This window comes from Paenibacillus sp. FSL H8-0034 (assembly GCF_038000305.1).
Lineage (GTDB): Bacteria > Bacillota > Bacilli > Paenibacillales > NBRC-103111 > Paenibacillus_S.
This window is the reverse complement of the sequence record NZ_JBBOBS010000001.1, coordinates 2,750,034-2,767,288: the sequence shown is the minus strand read 5'-3', so window position 1 is coordinate 2,767,288 and position 17,255 is coordinate 2,750,034. Positions and strand designations below refer to the sequence as shown.

Sequence of the window (17,255 nt, the reverse complement as noted above, 5' to 3'; positions counted from 1 at the left end):
CCTCCTTTCCATTCACAGGTTTCAGGAGGATTCCCGATATTTGCCTGGGGAGCAGCCAACCCGACGATGAAACAGCCTGCTAAAAAAAGCCGGGTCCTCATAGCCGACTCTGCCCGCCACGGTAATAACCTTCTCGTCCGTTTCCTTCAGCAGATGCTTGGCTCGCTCAATACGAATTTGATGAAGCATATCCACGACGGTCATGCCCATCGATTGTTTAAAAATCCGGTTCAATTGTCGGGAGCTGATCGTAAACAGCTCGCAGAGAACAGGTATCGATACTTTTTTATCATAATTCCGCTCCAAATAACCATAGATTCGGCGGATCAGCATATGCTTGGATTGGTTGCGTACCGGTTCTTTGCTGCATTGCCCTTGTGCCTGCTGGTAAGAGCGTGAAAGCATAATAAGCAGCTCCACCATTTGCAGCCGAATTAAGGTCTCAGAGCCGGATTGCCGGTTATCAAATTCGCCTATCATCGTTTCCAGCAGACTTAAGGCGCGAGCCCCATCCGGTCCCGACATGTTCAGGCAGCGGTGAAAACGTTCTCTTTTGTCCATAAAAGGATGCACATAAAAATAATCCATGGACTGCGAAATCCCGAGATCGAGCAGCCAATTACCTTGAATCAGATCGGACAAAAACAGGCAATTGATAATTTCAAGCTCCTTGCCCGGCTGAATGCTGTACGTGTGGACCTCACCCGGATTAATAATAAATACGTCGCCAGTGCGAATTTCATAATAATGGCCCTCAAACACATGCTGGCCTTCGCCGCGGATCACGTATACGAGTTCAACAAAATCGTGACCGTGCAATAACGGAACATGCTCGTGATCGTGATAAAATCTTTTGATCCAGAAGGGAAAAGATTGCTCTTTAATAAACTGGCTGCTGTGCAGCTGTCTTTCCATTCAAATAACCTCCCTGAGCAAATCATGGATAACTCCTTGTGTAAGGTGGCTTTCAATATCGGTTGCGGAGGGCTGGACGTTTGATTCATCTTATGCTTGCATTTACCTTTATAATACGGCAGGAATAAACTTCCATCATGGTCAATATAGACATTATTATAGCGTATTTGTACATTTTGCTGAACTCCAATAAGCCTATGGATTCCCATAAGCTTATTTGGTATACAGTTAATTGTGGGGTTAATCGCTTGCTTGTACCGTACACGATTACTTTTTCATCTCCTGGAACGCCTTCTTCTGCTCCTCCAGCACTTCATTGCCGCCGGTTTTCATATATTCCGCGACCATATCATCGTAGAGCTTGTCAAAATCAGCTGGCTTGGCGGTAACGGTTTTCACATAAATTTCGATCGCCTTATCGCCCAGTGTCTGATTATATTTGATTTGCGCCTCAATAGGTCGGTCAAACCGCGCAGGCAATTGTCCATCCTGCTCGCCAACCTTGATGCTGCTCATCGTAAAGTCTTTATACTTCGGATCTGCAGCATTAGCCTTTAAGGTTTTCTCGGGGTCGCCCATGTCCTTGCCGTTGATCAGCATACTGTAATCGAGATAATTGTACAGCACCCTCTTGGCTTCATCCGAGTCGATAATTACTGGAATCCCATCTTCACCCATCTTATAGGTAACACCCTCCGTACCGTTTTGCAGATCGAAGATTACCTTATAATCGGACATCCAGTTTAGGAACTTGATAACCTCAACAGCTCTTTTGCTCGATTTGGGAATTGCGATATGGGCGGACAACGGATGATAAATCGATTTGACATGCTTGCCCTCAAAGTTGGTAAACGGATCAACCGCCATCAGTGTTGCTGTTGGCACATTCTTTTGCAGTGTGGAGTAGTAGGCAAAATAAACCGGTTCATTCGTATTCGTAATCGAAAAGCCGATAAGACCGTTAACCAGATCCGCTTGGAACTTCTTGCCATCCTTATCCAGAGCAAAGTCCGGGCTGATCAATCCTTCATTGTACAGCTTGTTCAGGAACCTGTACCCGTCCTTATTACCCGGCTTAACCAGATCTGGCAGGGAGCTGTACTCCTCCTCGGTCATCTTCTTCCAGAATGATCTCACCAATGGGTCAATATTGTTATTGTACTTAATTCCATAAGGAATGACCTTGCCTCCCGTACCACCGGGATCTTTTTCTTTAAACGCTTTCAAAACTGCATAGAACTCATCCGTTGTCTTAGGAGGCTGCATGCCCAGCTTATCAAGCCAATCCTTTCTGATATTCGGCGTCTGCGATGCCAAAATAATTCTTTTCGCCGGAATCGTGTACTGCTTGCCACTAAAATTCCCATAGCTGAGCAATTGATCTCCGAGATACTTTTTCAAATTAGGTCCGTATTGATTCAGCAATTCCCCAAGCTCGGTTAACCCACCCTGCTTCACCCAGTTCTGAACGGCAGGGTCGCTGTAGGTAAATATCAGATCAGGCGCTTCATTGGCCGACATTAACACGTTAAGCTTCGGTACTTCCTCTGTCCGTGGAACCGTTACGAACTCCAGCTTGATATTGTTGGGATCGCCAAACTTTTCCTGCATATATTTGACAAAGTAGCTTTCTGTGAGCGGCGGAGCACCAGGAGGCGTATTGCCGCGGTCAAACAGCTCAATTTTTAATGTAACAGGAGCACCCTTCTTGCCACTGTCCGACGCTCCGCCACTTGCGCTTTCCCCACCCGAGCAGGCAGCAAGCGTCCCGCCCAGCAGCGTAATTGCGAGCGTACTACCCAATGCCCGATATGCGGATTTCTTGTTCAGTTTCATCGCAGTCCACTCTCCATTTCGGATTATTTACCCTCAACCTTTTACCGCACCAATCATCATTCCGGAAATAAAATAGCGCTGCAGCCACGGATAAACCAACAAAATAGGAACGGTTGCAAACATAATGCTCGCCGCCTTCAGGCTTTCGGGAATAGGAGCCGTTGCGCTCATCCCCTCTGTGGCCATCGAATCGCTCATCTGATTGCTGATCACGAGCTGATACAGCTTGAGCTGGATCGGATACAGATCCTGATTCGTAATATAGAACAGCGCATCCATAAATGCGTTCCATCTGCCTACGGCATAAAATAAACTAAGCGTCGCAAGAACAGGCATCGACAGTGGAAGCACGATCCGAATCAGAGTTCCAAAATGAGAGCTTCCATCCATGCGCGCCGACTCTTCAAGCTCCTCGGGAATTGAAGAGAAAAAGGACTTCAAAATAATTAAATAAAATGCGTTGACCATCCCAGGGAGCACCAGCGCCCAGATCGTATTGGTCAGCTTTAGCGATTTAACAAGCAAATACTCAGGGATCAGCCCGCCGCTGAAAAACATCGTAAACAAAATCATCAACAGAAAAAAATCTCTGCCCTTCAGCCTTTTCTTCGTCAACGGATATGCGGCGCAAATCGTCATTACCATACAAATCGAAGTAAACAGGACGACCAGCATGATCGTAAACAACAGTGATTTAAACATCTTCACGTCCTTGAGCACGGTCTGATAGGCCAAAGTGCTCCATTCTACCGGAAACAGCGTGACTTGATTCGATAATATAGCCGCATTGGAGCTAAGCGAAATGGAAACCAAATGCAGAATCGGCACAAGGCACAGGAAAGATGCAAAGGTTACTACGATAATGATGCACGCATTAATAATTTTATCATTCACGCTGGTTGTCACTTAAGCTTCCCCCTTTACCATATGCCTTGGTCGGTCACTTTTTTGGAAATATAGTTGGATGAGAGCAGGAAAATTAAACCGACCACAGCTTGAAACAAACCGATAGCCGTTGCGATGGAGAAGCGGGCAGATTGCACACCTACCTTGTACACATAGGTACTGATAACATCGGATACATCATTAACCAAGGGATTCGCCAGCACATATGGCCGCTCAAATCCGATACTCGCCATATGGCCAATGTTAATGATAAGCAGAATCATAATCGTTGGTTTGATGCCAGGCAGCGTAATATTCCATATTTTCCGCAGTCGTCCAGCCCCATCCACTTCTGCCGCTTCATACAACTCCTTGTTAATACCGGTCAGTGCGGCCAAATAAATGATCGTGCCCCATCCCGCATTTTGCCAAACCCCTGAGCCTACATAAGTAATGATCCAGTATATCGGGTCTGTCAGGAACGGAATAACACCGAGTCCCGACGCTTTCAATAAATGATTGACCAATCCTGTATTGGTAGATAACAGTTGGTAAACCATCCCGCCTATAATGACCCAGGAAATGAAATGCGGCAAATACAAAATCGTCTGCGAGCCTTTTTTAAACCATTTGATTTGAATTTCATTTAACAATAGCGCCAATACAATGGGAGCCGGGAATGAAACAATCAGATCCAGCAGGTTAAGCAGAAGCGTGTTGCGCAGCACCTTATAGAAATCCCTCATCAGAAAAATTTCACGAAAGGTATCCAGCCCCGCCCACGGGCTGCTCCAGACGCCCTGAAACATATTAAATTCCTTAAATGCAATGGTTACGCCGTACATCGGTATATATTTGAATACCAAAAAATACAGCATCGGCACGAACAGCAAGGCATACAGCTGCCAATCCTGGCCAATGGAAAACCTTCTCTTCAGCTTTACTGACGCTTGCGGTAAAGATTCCGAGCTAACGACGGTACCTCCTGCTGCAGATTTCTTGCCCGGCATAGGCTACCTCCTTTTCTGTGTAATGTAAGGTAAACTTTAAAGCAGCAGCGAAAGAGGATCAATTTACATGAATCGCCGCTTAACGATTTGTTAGAAAACGCTTCCAATTACTCACTTAACCATTTGTATTTACTTAACAATTCCGAACATTATTAGCCTTCGTCCCAGGCAGGGATGGAGTTTAGCGCCCCTCGGCACGCTTCCGATAATCCCCCGGAGGTAATCCGAACATATTTTTGAAGGCTCTGTGAAACGAAATCACATGGACGTAACCAACCTGCTCCGCGATATCCTGTACAGGCAGCGACGTATTCAGCAGGAGCTGTTGAGCTACCTCCAACCGTTTTCTAAGCATATAATCAATAAATTTTTCACCGAATTCTTCCTTAAACAGCTTGCTCAAGTAACGTGGATTCATCCCGAACCGGTCACTGATCTGGTTCAAGGACAAATTCGGATCGGCATAATGAAGCTCAATATACTCTTTCACCCGCCCAATGAGCACATAATTATTTTTGACGGACCGCAGAGAGCATATTTTACTTTCCAGCACGGAGAGCAGCGTTTCCAACCGGTCTCGCCATTCATCCAGGGTTTCCGACCCATTGGCTATCGCTTCAAATTCCGAATCATATTCATTGTGAAGCAGGTGGTTCACTTCATCCGCCATCTCCAGCAATTCTTTATGTAAATGATACATCATATAATTCGTAATGGTTTCCATGTCTGTTTGTGAAAAGCGTCCTTTTTTCAACTCCTGATACAACCCAGCTAAATGGAACTGCCATTGTCCGTCACTCATCCGAAAAGACTTCGCTATGGTCCGGGCTAATTGCAGATGAGGGATAATACGGCCCTCTGCCTTGGATTGCAGGTCCCAGCTCCCTATCATCGCACCTAGGCCAAATACCGGCTTATACGTTACGTGTTCCTTTGCCACCGAATAGGACTCGGTGATCTCACCCGGATACTGAATCTCCGAGCCGATCCCTACGGAAACTGTAAAACCCAGATTGCTTAAGGTCCACGCCTGCACTTTTTTCATCACTTCACATACCGCACTCTGATTCTGCTCCTGATCACTATTGAGGTACAGCACAACCGCCATCTGCTGTGGTTCAAACCATTCATTCCAAACAAATAACTGATCATTGTGGGCAATTTCCTGAAGTACATTGCTAAGCACAAATTTAAGCAAGTATTGGTCTCTCGTATTATAGGTCTTGGTAAAGTGTGAAAATCGGTCAATCTCCACGATGACAGCTGTCAATCGATGAAACTGGGTAGGCAGCTGGAGGTTCTCCATCTCCTGCTTCCACGACTTGTCAGACCATACCTTGTGGCCCTCCAGCCAATCAAAGAGCACCTGTCGTTTGCGAATGAGCAGATCATCCTTATGCAGCTGCTCGTATTGACCCGCCCTTTCCAATAAATCATCAATTGCGTACTCGATATATTTTAATTCATCCTTCTCTAAGCGCTTGACCAGCTCTCCGCTTTTACGTTTGGAGTAGTTCTGGATGCGACCTGCAATGGCTTGAATCGGCTTATAATTGCGGTGTGTAATATAGGTTAGCCCGATAAGTCCCGATATGATCGCTATGAACCCGACAACGATCCAAAAATCATTCAGCAAGGCTAGCAGCGAAAATCGTTTGTCACTTTGTGCCGATACGTACCCCCAGCCCGTGTACTCTGATTTGGTAAACAGCCGTTTATTATCATCAAGAGCCGCACTTGGATCCTGAAGTGTACGTTTGGGATTAAACGGCTCCAGCTTCGACGTCAACAGCTCGATCGGGCCGGTATCAGATCGAACCAAATCTTTAATGAACCCGTTCAAAGCCTGTACATGGACATTAACGACAATAGCACCCTGCTTTTCACCAATATAGGGATAATATTTGATCAGCGATACGACGCGTTCTTCACCTATGGATTCATGAACAAACTCATTATACATTCGGGGATCGCTCCAGGTATTGGGATTCACAGCCGAATTATAAGCCGAAAGCAGAAAATCCCGGTCGCCAAACTGATCCAGGTTCGATAGCCCACTTCTTGATAAAACTTTGCCGGAATTGGCATTGTACACATAAATGGAATTGGAAAAGGGGAGGATGGACGAGAGTTCGTCCATTTTTTGTGAGATGCGAAAATAGTCATACAGCACTTTAGATTCCGAGGTTGAAAAAAAATCCTTCATCGTCTGGTTGGCCACGATTTCTTTGATCACCGTGCGTTCCGCCGATTTGAGATTCGCGTCGATAGCCTGAACAACCTTCGTTGTAATCGCTTCGTTCGTCATCACGATCTGCTTCTGGACCGAATTGTTCAATACAGCGAAGAAAGAAAAAATCAGGATCGAAATGACCACAAAGAAAATAGGCGTGTAAGACAGCAGCATACGATAATACAAATTCATCTTCATCACATTCAGCCCCCTGTACTTGTTTGAACATTGAGACACATGCACGTAAATATTCCCCTATTTTACCATCTCCACTTATTTCCTACAATTAATCCTTCATGTTTGTAAGGCTGTACGTCAAAAAATAACCTGCTCATCCATGAGCAGGTTATTGGCCGTTCACCAATTATTTATCAGCAGGATAGGTTAAATTCCACTGTTTTCTGATCGTATCTATAGTAGTCATGATAGCGAGTGTCTCATCCAGAGGCATAATCTTGCTTTCCGTCCGCCCTTCACGCAGGCAGGCCATGGCCTCCTCCGCCTCAAATACAAATCCGTGTGCCTTGCGATCATCCTCGTAGGTTATGGTATCTTCACCCGTCACCTTCAGCGTGGCTGAGCGGGCTGCTAGAAATAATGGGACATGAATATGGCCTTTGGTCCCGAATATGTAAGCATCATTGACCATAGCCAGCTGAACAGATCCATTCAGTGATGCCGTTCGTTTTCCCTCATATTCAAATAGCAGTGAAAACTGCTCGTCTACCCCGGTTTCTCCCATTCTCGCACTGCTCATGATGTTAACAGGCTGAGTACCATATACCATCGATATAAAGGAAATAGGATAAATTCCGGCATCCAGCAGCGTTCCACCACCTAATGCGTGGTTCAGTAAACGGCTTTCCGGCTTCCAGCCGATATTAAAACCAAAATCCGCCTTAACCAGTCTAACCTCACCGATCTTCCCTTCTTCCAACCATTGTCTTACCTTGTGAATCGCGGGCAAATGGCGTGTCCACATGGCTTCCATCAGGAATACACGATTTTCCTTGGCATAGGTGATCATTTCCTCGGCTTCCGCCGCGTTCATGGTAAATGGTTTTTCGCATAGCACCGCTTTTCCGGCTCGTAGAAATGTAAGTGTATTGTCCTTATGTGCGGGATGCAGCGTACCTACGTAGACGATATCCACCTGTGAGTCCTCAGCCAGCTGCTCCAGACTTCCATAAGCTTGCGGGATATTGAATTCCTTGGCAAAGCTCTCTGCCTTCTCCAGACTCCTTCCCGCAACGGCAACCACCTCTGCCCCTTTAGCAAAAGCCAAATCCTTTACAAATTGCCTGGATATATTGCCCGGACCGGCAATGCCCCATTTGATCGTTGGCGTTGACATCAGTACGCTCACTCCTTACGTGCTCAAATTTATTCATTTCAATCTTCTCATAAAAAAACGTTTTCTTCAAATAAATAGGAAAACAAACAGCCCTGCACCCGTTAGATCACGGGGTAGGGCTGTCGAGTACCGCTAATAAGTTCTCATAAGGGGGTGCCTGTCTAACTTCAGCAGACCGTCTGCTTGCTTATGTGTCCACTCACAAGCCGCTAATAATGTACAAATTGTAACCGACAGCGTACAGCTTCTGGCAAGCTTTGTAGTAAGGATGATTGTAGCGAGCTATCGCCTCTGGTGTATCCTCGGCGTTCCGGTCAGCCCAGATGCTGATCGTACCGTCAGCGCTGAACGCAAGGATCTGCTCGCCCGGCATATCCAGAAATTTGGTCGCCATGGCAACTGTTCCGCCAACACTGCCGAGGGAGACACCATGTCGGTCGATGACCTCCCCGTCACCCCCTGGCATCCCACGAACAAGCTCGTGAAAGCCATCGCCATTCAAGTCCACCGGCATCGTACGGTACACACTGAACGGCAGCTCGTAGGGCTTGCCGGTTCCCGCATCATAGGTGAATTCATCCATATCTTGATGGAATCGTCCGTCCGGTCCGCACGTTTTGGCACCGATCCGAATCGCCATTGTCACATGGCTGCGATCATCCTTCAATCTAGCCGCCCAGCCAATGTCCATATGCCCCTGTTCGACATCCCCCCATTTGCGATTTCCCTGAGCATCAAACATGACAACTCGTGGTGTTGCTGTAGGATCGGATTCGCGAACAGTGAACAACGACCAGGTTTGGCTGCTGTCCAATATAGGCTGAACGACATCCGAATGCCCCTCATATACGTCACGGTCCGCGCAGAACAGCTCCTTGCCCGTATTAAGCTCAATGCAGCGCTCCCCCCACATCAGCTCGTCAATTCCATCTCCATTGAGATCAATCACAGGGGTGACATGGCTGCCGCGAGCACCCGGGTCCTCCCTCTTGATAAGGGTTTCCCAACGATTCGTCATATCAGCCTTCCAGCCCTGCAGCCGCATATCCATATATGTTCCCTGAGCCGTTACAAGAACGGGCTCCCCATGGACGTAACCGCCGACAATGAAATTACGGAATGTGCAGCTCAGCGGTTCTACCTTACCGCCCTCATGAGGCCATGGCCAATGCCCTACCGTCTCCCCGGTCGCCGCATTCAGCTGCTCCAACCGGTAAAATGGCAGTGCAAACGGATGCTGTTCATTCGTATTGTTAACAAACCAGATTTCATCCACACCATCTCCGTTCAAATCGAACGCATATACCGGACAAAACCAGATGCCGGGAACCAGCCCTTTGCCAAATTCACGCTTCCAGAGGACTTCGCCTGATTCGGTAAACAGCGTCATCTTGAGGTTATCCGTCGGATAGAAAAACATGTTTACGGACGGATCTACATCAAAGTCCGCTGCATATATCGCCAGAAACGCCTTTTGTCCGCCGCCCAGCTGTACGGGTATAGCGCGCAGCTGCCCCAAATTTTGCCCGAGCGATAGCTCCAGTATCTTTTCCAATTTAACCTGTACTGTAGAATTTGCCATGTTTTGTTGCCTCCTAAAAGTTTTTTGAAAAAAACTGACTTCGTAAGCATTTACTTTAAAGTTTTTGAAAAATTCATCCTAATCAGGGTTTGACCACATTTTTACCTTCGGTGTTATACCAATTCGTCCAAAATTCGATAGCCTTGTCCCCGCCTGCGGATTTATAACGGCTGACATAATCATCCCACGTTTTGTCCACATCAGCGTTGCCGAGAATCGCTTTGGTCGTATATTCACTGCTGATTTTAGCCAGATTAAAGCCGGTCAGCTCGGGGTAAAAAGGAAGCGCAGCGCGCAGCACATCCGCTTTACCTATCTTCGTTGCCATCTCCAGATTATCTACCGCTTCCTTCGGATACACGACACCGATGTATTTCTTCACATCCTCCGTCAGCTGTCCGGTACGGACCAGCGAAAATGCCCAATGGATCGGGGCTAATTGATTGGCAGTCAGCTCAATCTTGCCGCCAGCTTCCTTGTAGTTGAAATCGGGAACACCGATGAACGAATATTTCATTCCTTCCGGTGATACCGCCCAATCCATAAATTTCATCAATTGATCGATATTTTTGGTCGTTTTGGGAATCGCCACATAATGTCGGTTCAAGCTCGGATATACGAAGCTGGAGGCTTGACCGTCAAGCTGCAGCGGTGCGGGCACTGCAATGTATTTGCTCATGACCTCCTTCGGAATTTCCAGGCCGGACGGATAGTGCCAGAATCCAGAGATGATGCCATACTTGAGCGTTTTAAACTTTTGCTGGAAAATCGGTGTCGTGATGGTCGGGAATTCCGGGTCGAGAATTTTTTCATTGACCAGCTTGTTCATAAATCTCAAAAATTCTTTGTATTCCGGCGTGATTTCCGATGGCGTTACTTTCCCATCACGAATGGAGTAAGCCTCCGCATTAAAGGCAGCTTTGAACGCACGAGCTCCGTTATCGACAGTATTATTCGTTAATAAGCCGAACGTATCGTTTTTCCCGTTACCGTCAGGATCATCGGTTGTAAACGCCTTCATCACGTTGTAAAAATCATCAATGGTTTTGGGTATCGGAAGCTTCAGCTTATCCAGCCATTCTTTATTGATATACACAACCTGACTCAAGCCGTCGGGCCTGCTGTAAGGAATGGCAAACACTTTGCCCTTTTCGGTAACCGGCAGCCAAGCATCAGGGGGCATAACCTTCTTCAAATTCGGATACTTGGCCGTATCATTAATATAAGGAGACAGATCAGCCAACAAATCGTCTTTGGCATATTTCATCACCAGATCACGATCGCCTACAGCAAACGCATCCGGGTAGCTGCCCGATGCCATAAGTACATTCAGCTTATCTACGTAGCCAGCCGTACCCGGTGAATCCAGCACTACCTCCACCCCTGTCTTCTCCTTCAGAAACTTGATGTACTCGTTATCCGAGAGCGACATTCCTTTGGGATCGACGTTGTAGTCAAACATCACTTTAAATTTATACGGTCCCGCATCCTTTGGTGCCGCTGCCGTATTTCCCCCTGACCCTGTGCTGCTGCAGCCGACCATAGCTGCTAACGCTGCAGCCAATACTGCTGGTAAAGCTGTTCTGTTCCAGGCAACCCTTCTCATCCGGACTTCCTCCTTTTATAGATACATATCGTCTCCGCCGACTGAAGCTGCTCCCCCTTTAAAATGGCAATCGGTGATATCGGCCGGTAATTCCATTGTTAAATCATTCGACCTCGCTTGGCAATTTACATTATTTCAACTTGTGTAAAATAGTTGCAAAACGAGATGTTTATTTTTTTATACATTCCTTTTGGATAGCGATTTATTGCGGTATTCACTTGGAGTGAGCAGATGTACCTTCTTGAAATTGCGAATAAAGGAGTGCACCGTTTCATAACCGCAAATTTCCGAAATGTGCTTGATCGTCAGATTCGGGTCCTGCAGCAGATTCTGTGCTTTATTGATTCGCAGCTGATTCATATAATCGACGAACCCTTGACCCACCTCCTGCTTGATTAATGTGCTGATGTAGGACGAATTAATTCCGAGAGAATCGGATATGGTCGTCAGCGAAATCGATTGATCGTAATGATCGTGAATATAATCGAGGATGAGCTGAACCGTTTTATTATTGGAATTTTTACGCGCCTGAATGGCTGCCGATACCGTACGGGCTACATGAATCACGTAATCGGTTTTATCCTGAAGAAATTCATAGCTGTATATTTTCATAAAAATATCCTCTTTCACGATGTCTGCAAAATCAAACCGCTGCTCCAGCGTCAACTTCACAATCCCATACAGGACATTGGAAAATAGTGCATTCAAGCGGTCGAGCGAAAATTTCTCTTCATTCAGCATTCCATTTTGCATACGGCGAAATAAGCTTTCGAATTCATCAAGCCGGTCTTCTTTAATCAGATTGCACATTTTGTTAATATCGGTAACGAGATACACATGTTCATCGGAATGTTTGGCTGAAATGTCCTGGTATCGTATGATGCTGTGCTTGCCATAGATCGTCTTGAAGCCAACAGCCTGCAGGGCCTGATAATAACCGGTATGCGCATCCTTCAGGCTTTCCTGCAAACGGCTAATACCTGCGCAAATCGTCAGATTGCAGTTATCCCTGATCTCATTTTGTAAATAACGGATGGTGCCTTCCACCTTATGCAGCATAGCTGATTCCTCCATATCGCTCGGTATCGAGAGCAGAATCGCGATTTTCTCCAGCTCCGCCTTCACCGCATAAGCCGCATAAGAGGTCATGAAGGTCCACTTGATCGCATTGTATATCGTTTTATCCATAAAAAAACGGTCATCCTGCTTCATATTTAATAGGTAATCATAAAAATCATCGATCTGAAACACAATGACCATGATCCTGTCGGAAGGAAACTGCACGCCCATTTCCGTCATTTTCTCGCGAATATCCGCTTCCTTGAGCTTGCCTGTCAGTACATTCAGCACCAAATTATGCTTCAAGTCATCGAGATTCCTACTATAATTATGCTCAAGCCGCTCTATCGGCTGAAAATACGACTTTTTGGCATATCTATAGATAAGTGCTGCCAGCATTATAAGAAACAGACTTAACACCACGATCATGATCTTACGATACTGCCATGCAGGCGAGGACTCGATAGGTGTAGCGATGGAAATCATCTCCCACTCCCCACTCGCATGACCGGTCTGAAATACCTTGTATCCTTCAAGTGAAAATGGCTGATCCAATAAAGTCGGCTTTTGGGGCAATCGTTCTAGAGGCAGCTCCGTGATCTTGACGTCCTTGCCGTCTTGAAACGTAAGGATATTCCGTTCCTTGCCAACGAGCAGGGTCCCGTACAAGTCGGCCGATTGACTCAGCAGCTTACGTTCGTCGATATTGATCGCCACCAGTCCATTGTTACCGATTGCGCCTATAAAGGAAATAATGCTTTTGGCATTGCCGTAACCGGCCTTTTCCAGCCGTTTGCCAACCCAATGGCCGTTTTTCTCATTGAATTCCGTAAAAATTTCCTTATCGGGAAATTGGTCAAGCTTGGTGAACTCATGGTTGGTCGATAAAACCGTATCCGTTGTTTTTCCATAAATATATACAGAGACGACAAGCGGATTGCTGCTAATAATCTTCAAGGAATTGTCCTGAAGAAGACCCAGTAAATACATATTGGATATGGTAGGCTCCCGCTGCTGCAACCACTCCCCCAGCGTTTGGTCGAGAGTGAGCCGATAATAAATCGAGCTGATCTGGTCCTCCAGTAAAAAGGCCAGTGACGCCTGACTTTCATGCGTGGATCGAAAGGATTCAATGGAACGCTCAGACGCCTCAACCTGTGCTTTAATCAAATAAAACTCGTAAGCAAAAGTCTGAATCAATACAAGAATCATGAGCAGAAGAAGCCATTTTTTCATGTTTTTTAATTTTTTCAGCATACTTCATCCCCCCGCCAAAGCTTCATCTAAATCATTGAAAGCGTCGTCATTAAGTATAACATCAACCTTTTTTAGGGATAAGGTCTATTTCTTTGGAAGGAAAAATAGCAAGCCAAAAGTCAAAAATATATACATGATCCGGCATAATAACAATATCAGCGCTGGAATAACCCCCCTATAATAAAGACCATATCGAACAGGAAGGGGAATTTACATGGCGACACCATTAGAAATGCAGGCAGTCGTTAGCCGATCGTTGAAACGAAGTCGAGCTGCAGCTATCCGACTGGCGATAAGCAAATATAAATATTTGTATTTGCTCATGCTCCCGGGAGTGATCTGGTATTTTATTTATCGTTACTTACCGATGTACGGGGTGATTATTGCCTTCAAGGACTATAATTTCTCCAAAGGCATTATCGGCAGCCCTTGGGTTGGCTTGAAGCACTTTGAGTTTCTGCTGCACAATCAGGACTTCTTCATGATCGTCCGCAATACGTTATTGATCAATTTGTACGAGCTGATATTTGCTTTTCCGGTTCCGATTATATTGGCTTTGCTGTTGAACGAAATGAAAAGCGTATTGTTCAAAAGGACGATCCAAACCGTCGTATATTTCCCGCATTTTATGTCTTGGGTCGTATTTGGTGGTATCGTGATCCAGCTATTGGCTCCCAATGAAGGGCTGGTCAACAGCATATTGCGTTATTTGGGTATGGAGCCGGTATTTTTTATGAGTAAATCCGAATACTTCCGTCCTGTTGTCATCGCTTCCTCGATACTGAAGGAATCGGGTTGGGGCGCGATCATTTATTTGGCAGCACTCAGCTCCATTGACACCGAGCAGTATGAAGCGGCGACGATTGACGGGGCGAATCGTTGGCACAAGCTGATTTCCATTACGCTGCCAGGTATCCGCAACACGATTATTATTATGATGATTTTGAAAATCGGTTATTTGCTTGAGGTTGGCTTTGAACAAATCTATATTCTCTACAATCCTTCCGTGTACGATGTCGGAGATGTGCTCAGCACGTATATTTACAGGGTTGGGCTGCAGAGCGCCCAGTTCAGTACGACAGCGGCTATAGGCTTATTCCAGTCGGCTATCGGTTTCTTCCTGATCTGGAGCACGAACCGGCTAGCCCGCAAATTCAGCGATGTTTCGTTATGGTAAAAGAAAGGGGTGTTGGGCATGTCTTATAAATGGTCTGCTTCCACAGTGATCGGTGCCGTTCTGGTGCTGTTCGCGATCATGACTTTTTTTCCTTTTTATTATGTGATTCTGGCCTCGGTCAGCAATTCGGATTTGATTACGGAGGGCGAGCTGCTGCTGATTCCAAGAGGCTTTAATTTGGAAGCCTACTCGTTAATCCTGGCCAACAATCAATTTATACAATCGTTTCTGGTGACGATCACCCGAACTGTGCTTGGACTGGCCGTCAATCTGTGCCTGCAGCTAACCATTGCGTACGCGCTTTCCAAAACGTACCTGCCGGGCAGAAAGTGGTTCATGATCTATATCATCATTACAATGATGTTTAACGGCGGCATCGTGCCCAGCTTCCTGATCGTGAAGGCGACTGGTCTGATGGATACGATATGGGCGCTTGTGATCCCAACCGCAATTAGCACGTGGAACGTGATTTTGCTGCGCACCTTTTTCGAAAATGTCCCGGACAGTCTGGAGGAATCGGCCAAAATTGACGGCGCTAACGATTTCACGATTTTCCTGAAAATCTATTTGCCCTTATCGCTCCCTTCTATTATGACTATCGGGCTATTTATCGCCGTCCATCACTGGAATTCCTTTATGGATGCAGTCATTTATACAAGCTCCAGCGACTTGAAGGTCATGCAGCTGTTTTTAAGAGATATGGTTATTCAAAACGAAATGGCCGCTCTATTAGGAGATATGTCTGCGATGAGCCACGTTTCCTCCCTATCGCTGCGGACAGCCGCTATCTTCTTATCCGCGCTGCCGATTCTGATTGTGTATCCGTTTATTCAGCGTTTTTTTGTTAAAGGGGTTATGGTTGGGGCAGTTAAAGGCTGAGGCAGGGTTATACCATTCATCATATTATAGGAGGTTAGAAGTATGAATACGGAAGCGAAGGATCGTAAGGAGATTGAATTGAAGCAGGTGCTGGAGCTGTCACTCGGCTCCCCCATCGGCATGCTGCGGGCATTTCCCGTACGGATTAAAGAAGGCAAAAAAGCGATCGCCGTCGTATACAGCGCGGATTTTGATATTGATCCTTATGCGGAGATGTTCTTTTTTCCGACGGACAATTTGAAATTGGTGCTATTTACGCCAGAGGGCGAGATCTTATGGAAACGAGACTTTGGTCCTTCCGTTATTCCTGGGATCTGGTTTTGCCCGGTTTTCCCTTTTGATCTGGATGGGGATGGTACGGATGAAATCTGGTTCGTCAACAATCTGAATATGCAGCATCAGCTTAGTCTGCAAAACAGCTGCCTGGAACGTATTGACGGCAGCACAGGAGAAACCATCGGGCAGTATCCGTGGGTGTACAGAGACACGCAGCAGCCTATGTCCACACAGTACCGTAACTTCATAGCCGGAGGTATGGTTAATGGCGAGCCTGTATTGGTTACGGCACAAGGTACCTATGGCAACATGTATTTGCAAGGATGGAATTCGAATATGAGTCCGCGTTGGGAATTTCAGGTAGGCAAGGATGACCCGGGTGCCAGAGGCAGCCATTTATGTCCTGTCGTTGATTTCAATCAGGATGGTGTGGATGAAATTTTTTGGGGTGAGCGATGCATTGAGCTGGATACCGGAACCGAATTGTTTTGTGCCGATCGCGAAAGCTATAAGGGACATTCCGATATCGTACAACCGGTATGGGATACCCAAGCGGAGTCGTGGGGCTTGTATACGATACGCGAAACCGACCCTTCAGCTTCGCCGCGCGTCCTTGTATACGACAAGGAGGGACATCATGTGTGGGGAGAAGTCGACCATGGCCATATGGATATGGGCTGGACCGCACGCCTGAAGGATGAGGGCGGGCATGTGGCGATGGCGATCCGCATCGGAACCAAAACATGCGGTCCCGATGGCCGCTTCCATCAGGACCGCGATGAATTTACCTTCGACGCGTCGAGCGGGCAGCCGTATGAGCTGCCGTTCAGCGTCTACCGGATGGTGCCCGTCGACCTGAACGGCGACGGGTATCACGAGCTCGTCCGCGGCATTCCCGGCGGGGACGGGGAAGTGCTGGACCGCAGCGGGCGCTCGTACGGCAAGGTCGGCGGGTCGGTTGCGATGGCCTCGCATTTTCTCGATATGCCGGGCGAGCAGCTGCTCTGCTTTTATCCGGACGGCATGATCCGGATTTGGGCGGACGCTAACGCCAAGGACAGCGAGCAGGCGTTAGCGCGCTACAGCCATCCGTATTATATCAACAGCCAACGATTGACGGCTGTCGGCTATAACCTGTGTCTGATGAGCGGAATATAGCACGCGAATTGTCAACTAATCGACAATG

Annotated in this window: 12 protein-coding genes; 3 read left to right on the top strand and 9 right to left on the bottom strand. The window is 46.8% G+C overall.

Going from position 1 to position 17,255, the window contains the following annotated elements; genetic code table 11:
• Positions 1–21: 21 nt before the first annotated feature.
• The 9 genes from NST47_RS12415 to NST47_RS12375 all read right to left on the bottom strand — a co-directional run bounded on the left by NST47_RS12415 (position 22) and on the right by NST47_RS12375 (position 13,737).
• Positions 22–915, bottom strand: coding sequence for an AraC family transcriptional regulator (locus NST47_RS12415; protein ID WP_341155425.1), 894 nt, complete (start codon positions 913–915; stop codon positions 22–24).
• A 267-nt stretch (positions 916–1,182) separates the two neighbouring features.
• Complete coding sequence (locus tag NST47_RS12410; RefSeq protein WP_341155424.1) at positions 1,183–2,751, bottom strand: extracellular solute-binding protein; 1,569 nt, start codon at positions 2,749–2,751, stop codon at positions 1,183–1,185.
• A gap of 33 nt (positions 2,752–2,784) precedes the next feature.
• Positions 2,785–3,657 (bottom strand): carbohydrate ABC transporter permease, encoded by an 873-nt coding sequence (locus NST47_RS12405; RefSeq protein ID WP_341155423.1) that lies wholly within the window; start codon positions 3,655–3,657, stop codon positions 2,785–2,787.
• A 14-nt stretch (positions 3,658–3,671) separates the two neighbouring features.
• The gene (locus tag NST47_RS12400; RefSeq protein ID WP_262682685.1) at positions 3,672–4,646 is read right to left on the bottom strand and encodes an ABC transporter permease; all 975 of its coding nucleotides are present in this window, start codon (positions 4,644–4,646) and stop codon (positions 3,672–3,674) included.
• Positions 4,647–4,827: 181 nt separating this feature from the next.
• Complete coding sequence (locus NST47_RS12395) at positions 4,828–7,077, bottom strand: helix-turn-helix transcriptional regulator (RefSeq protein WP_341155422.1); 2,250 nt, start codon at positions 7,075–7,077, stop codon at positions 4,828–4,830.
• Positions 7,078–7,243: 166 nt separating this feature from the next.
• Entirely contained in the window at positions 7,244–8,233 is a 990-nt protein-coding gene (locus NST47_RS12390; RefSeq protein WP_341155421.1) for a Gfo/Idh/MocA family protein, read from the bottom strand.
• A 199-nt stretch (positions 8,234–8,432) separates the two neighbouring features.
• The gene (locus NST47_RS12385) at positions 8,433–9,815 is read right to left on the bottom strand and encodes a hypothetical protein (RefSeq protein ID WP_341155420.1); all 1,383 of its coding nucleotides are present in this window, start codon (positions 9,813–9,815) and stop codon (positions 8,433–8,435) included.
• Between the two features lie 82 nt (positions 9,816–9,897).
• The gene (locus NST47_RS12380; RefSeq protein ID WP_341155419.1) at positions 9,898–11,421 is read right to left on the bottom strand and encodes an extracellular solute-binding protein; all 1,524 of its coding nucleotides are present in this window, start codon (positions 11,419–11,421) and stop codon (positions 9,898–9,900) included.
• A gap of 177 nt (positions 11,422–11,598) precedes the next feature.
• Entirely contained in the window at positions 11,599–13,737 is a 2,139-nt protein-coding gene (locus NST47_RS12375; RefSeq protein WP_341155418.1) for a helix-turn-helix domain-containing protein, read from the bottom strand.
• A gap of 214 nt (positions 13,738–13,951) precedes the next feature.
• Here NST47_RS12375 and NST47_RS12370 point away from each other — a divergent pair, with 214 nt between their 5' ends.
• Genes NST47_RS12370 through NST47_RS12360 form a run of 3 tightly spaced genes read left to right on the top strand, consistent with a single transcriptional unit; the run spans position 13,952 to position 17,227 of the window.
• A complete protein-coding gene (locus NST47_RS12370; protein ID WP_341155417.1) occupies positions 13,952–14,914 on the top strand; it encodes an ABC transporter permease in 963 nt (320 codons plus the stop codon).
• A gap of 18 nt (positions 14,915–14,932) precedes the next feature.
• Positions 14,933–15,793: a carbohydrate ABC transporter permease gene (locus NST47_RS12365; protein WP_341155416.1), complete on the top strand. Its 861-nt coding sequence runs from the start codon at positions 14,933–14,935 to the stop codon at positions 15,791–15,793.
• Positions 15,794–15,835: 42 nt separating this feature from the next.
• Positions 15,836–17,227, top strand: coding sequence for a rhamnogalacturonan lyase family protein (locus NST47_RS12360; RefSeq protein ID WP_341155415.1), 1,392 nt, complete (start codon positions 15,836–15,838; stop codon positions 17,225–17,227).
• The last annotated feature ends 28 nt before the right edge of the window (positions 17,228–17,255 follow it).

What these genes read in the sequence shown, in the direction of transcription:
- NST47_RS12415 (WP_341155425.1), bottom strand. Translation starts at nt 915, where the DNA reads ATGGAAAGACAGCTGCACAGCAGCCAGTTTATTAAAGAGCAATCTTTT.
- NST47_RS12410 (WP_341155424.1), bottom strand. Translation starts at nt 2,751, where the DNA reads ATGAAACTGAACAAGAAATCCGCATATCGGGCATTGGGTAGTACGCTC.
- NST47_RS12400 (WP_262682685.1), bottom strand. Translation starts at nt 4,646, where the DNA reads ATGCCGGGCAAGAAATCTGCAGCAGGAGGTACCGTCGTTAGCTCGGAA.
- NST47_RS12395 (WP_341155422.1), bottom strand. Translation starts at nt 7,077, where the DNA reads ATGAAGATGAATTTGTATTATCGTATGCTGCTGTCTTACACGCCTATT.
- NST47_RS12390 (WP_341155421.1), bottom strand. Translation starts at nt 8,233, where the DNA reads ATGTCAACGCCAACGATCAAATGGGGCATTGCCGGTCCGGGCAATATA.
- NST47_RS12385 (WP_341155420.1), bottom strand. Translation starts at nt 9,815, where the DNA reads ATGGCAAATTCTACAGTACAGGTTAAATTGGAAAAGATACTGGAGCTA.
- NST47_RS12380 (WP_341155419.1), bottom strand. Translation starts at nt 11,421, where the DNA reads ATGAGAAGGGTTGCCTGGAACAGAACAGCTTTACCAGCAGTATTGGCT.
- NST47_RS12375 (WP_341155418.1), bottom strand. Translation starts at nt 13,737, where the DNA reads ATGCTGAAAAAATTAAAAAACATGAAAAAATGGCTTCTTCTGCTCATG.
- NST47_RS12370 (WP_341155417.1), top strand. Translation starts at nt 13,952, where the DNA reads ATGGCGACACCATTAGAAATGCAGGCAGTCGTTAGCCGATCGTTGAAA.
- NST47_RS12365 (WP_341155416.1), top strand. Translation starts at nt 14,933, where the DNA reads ATGTCTTATAAATGGTCTGCTTCCACAGTGATCGGTGCCGTTCTGGTG.
- NST47_RS12360 (WP_341155415.1), top strand. Translation starts at nt 15,836, where the DNA reads ATGAATACGGAAGCGAAGGATCGTAAGGAGATTGAATTGAAGCAGGTG.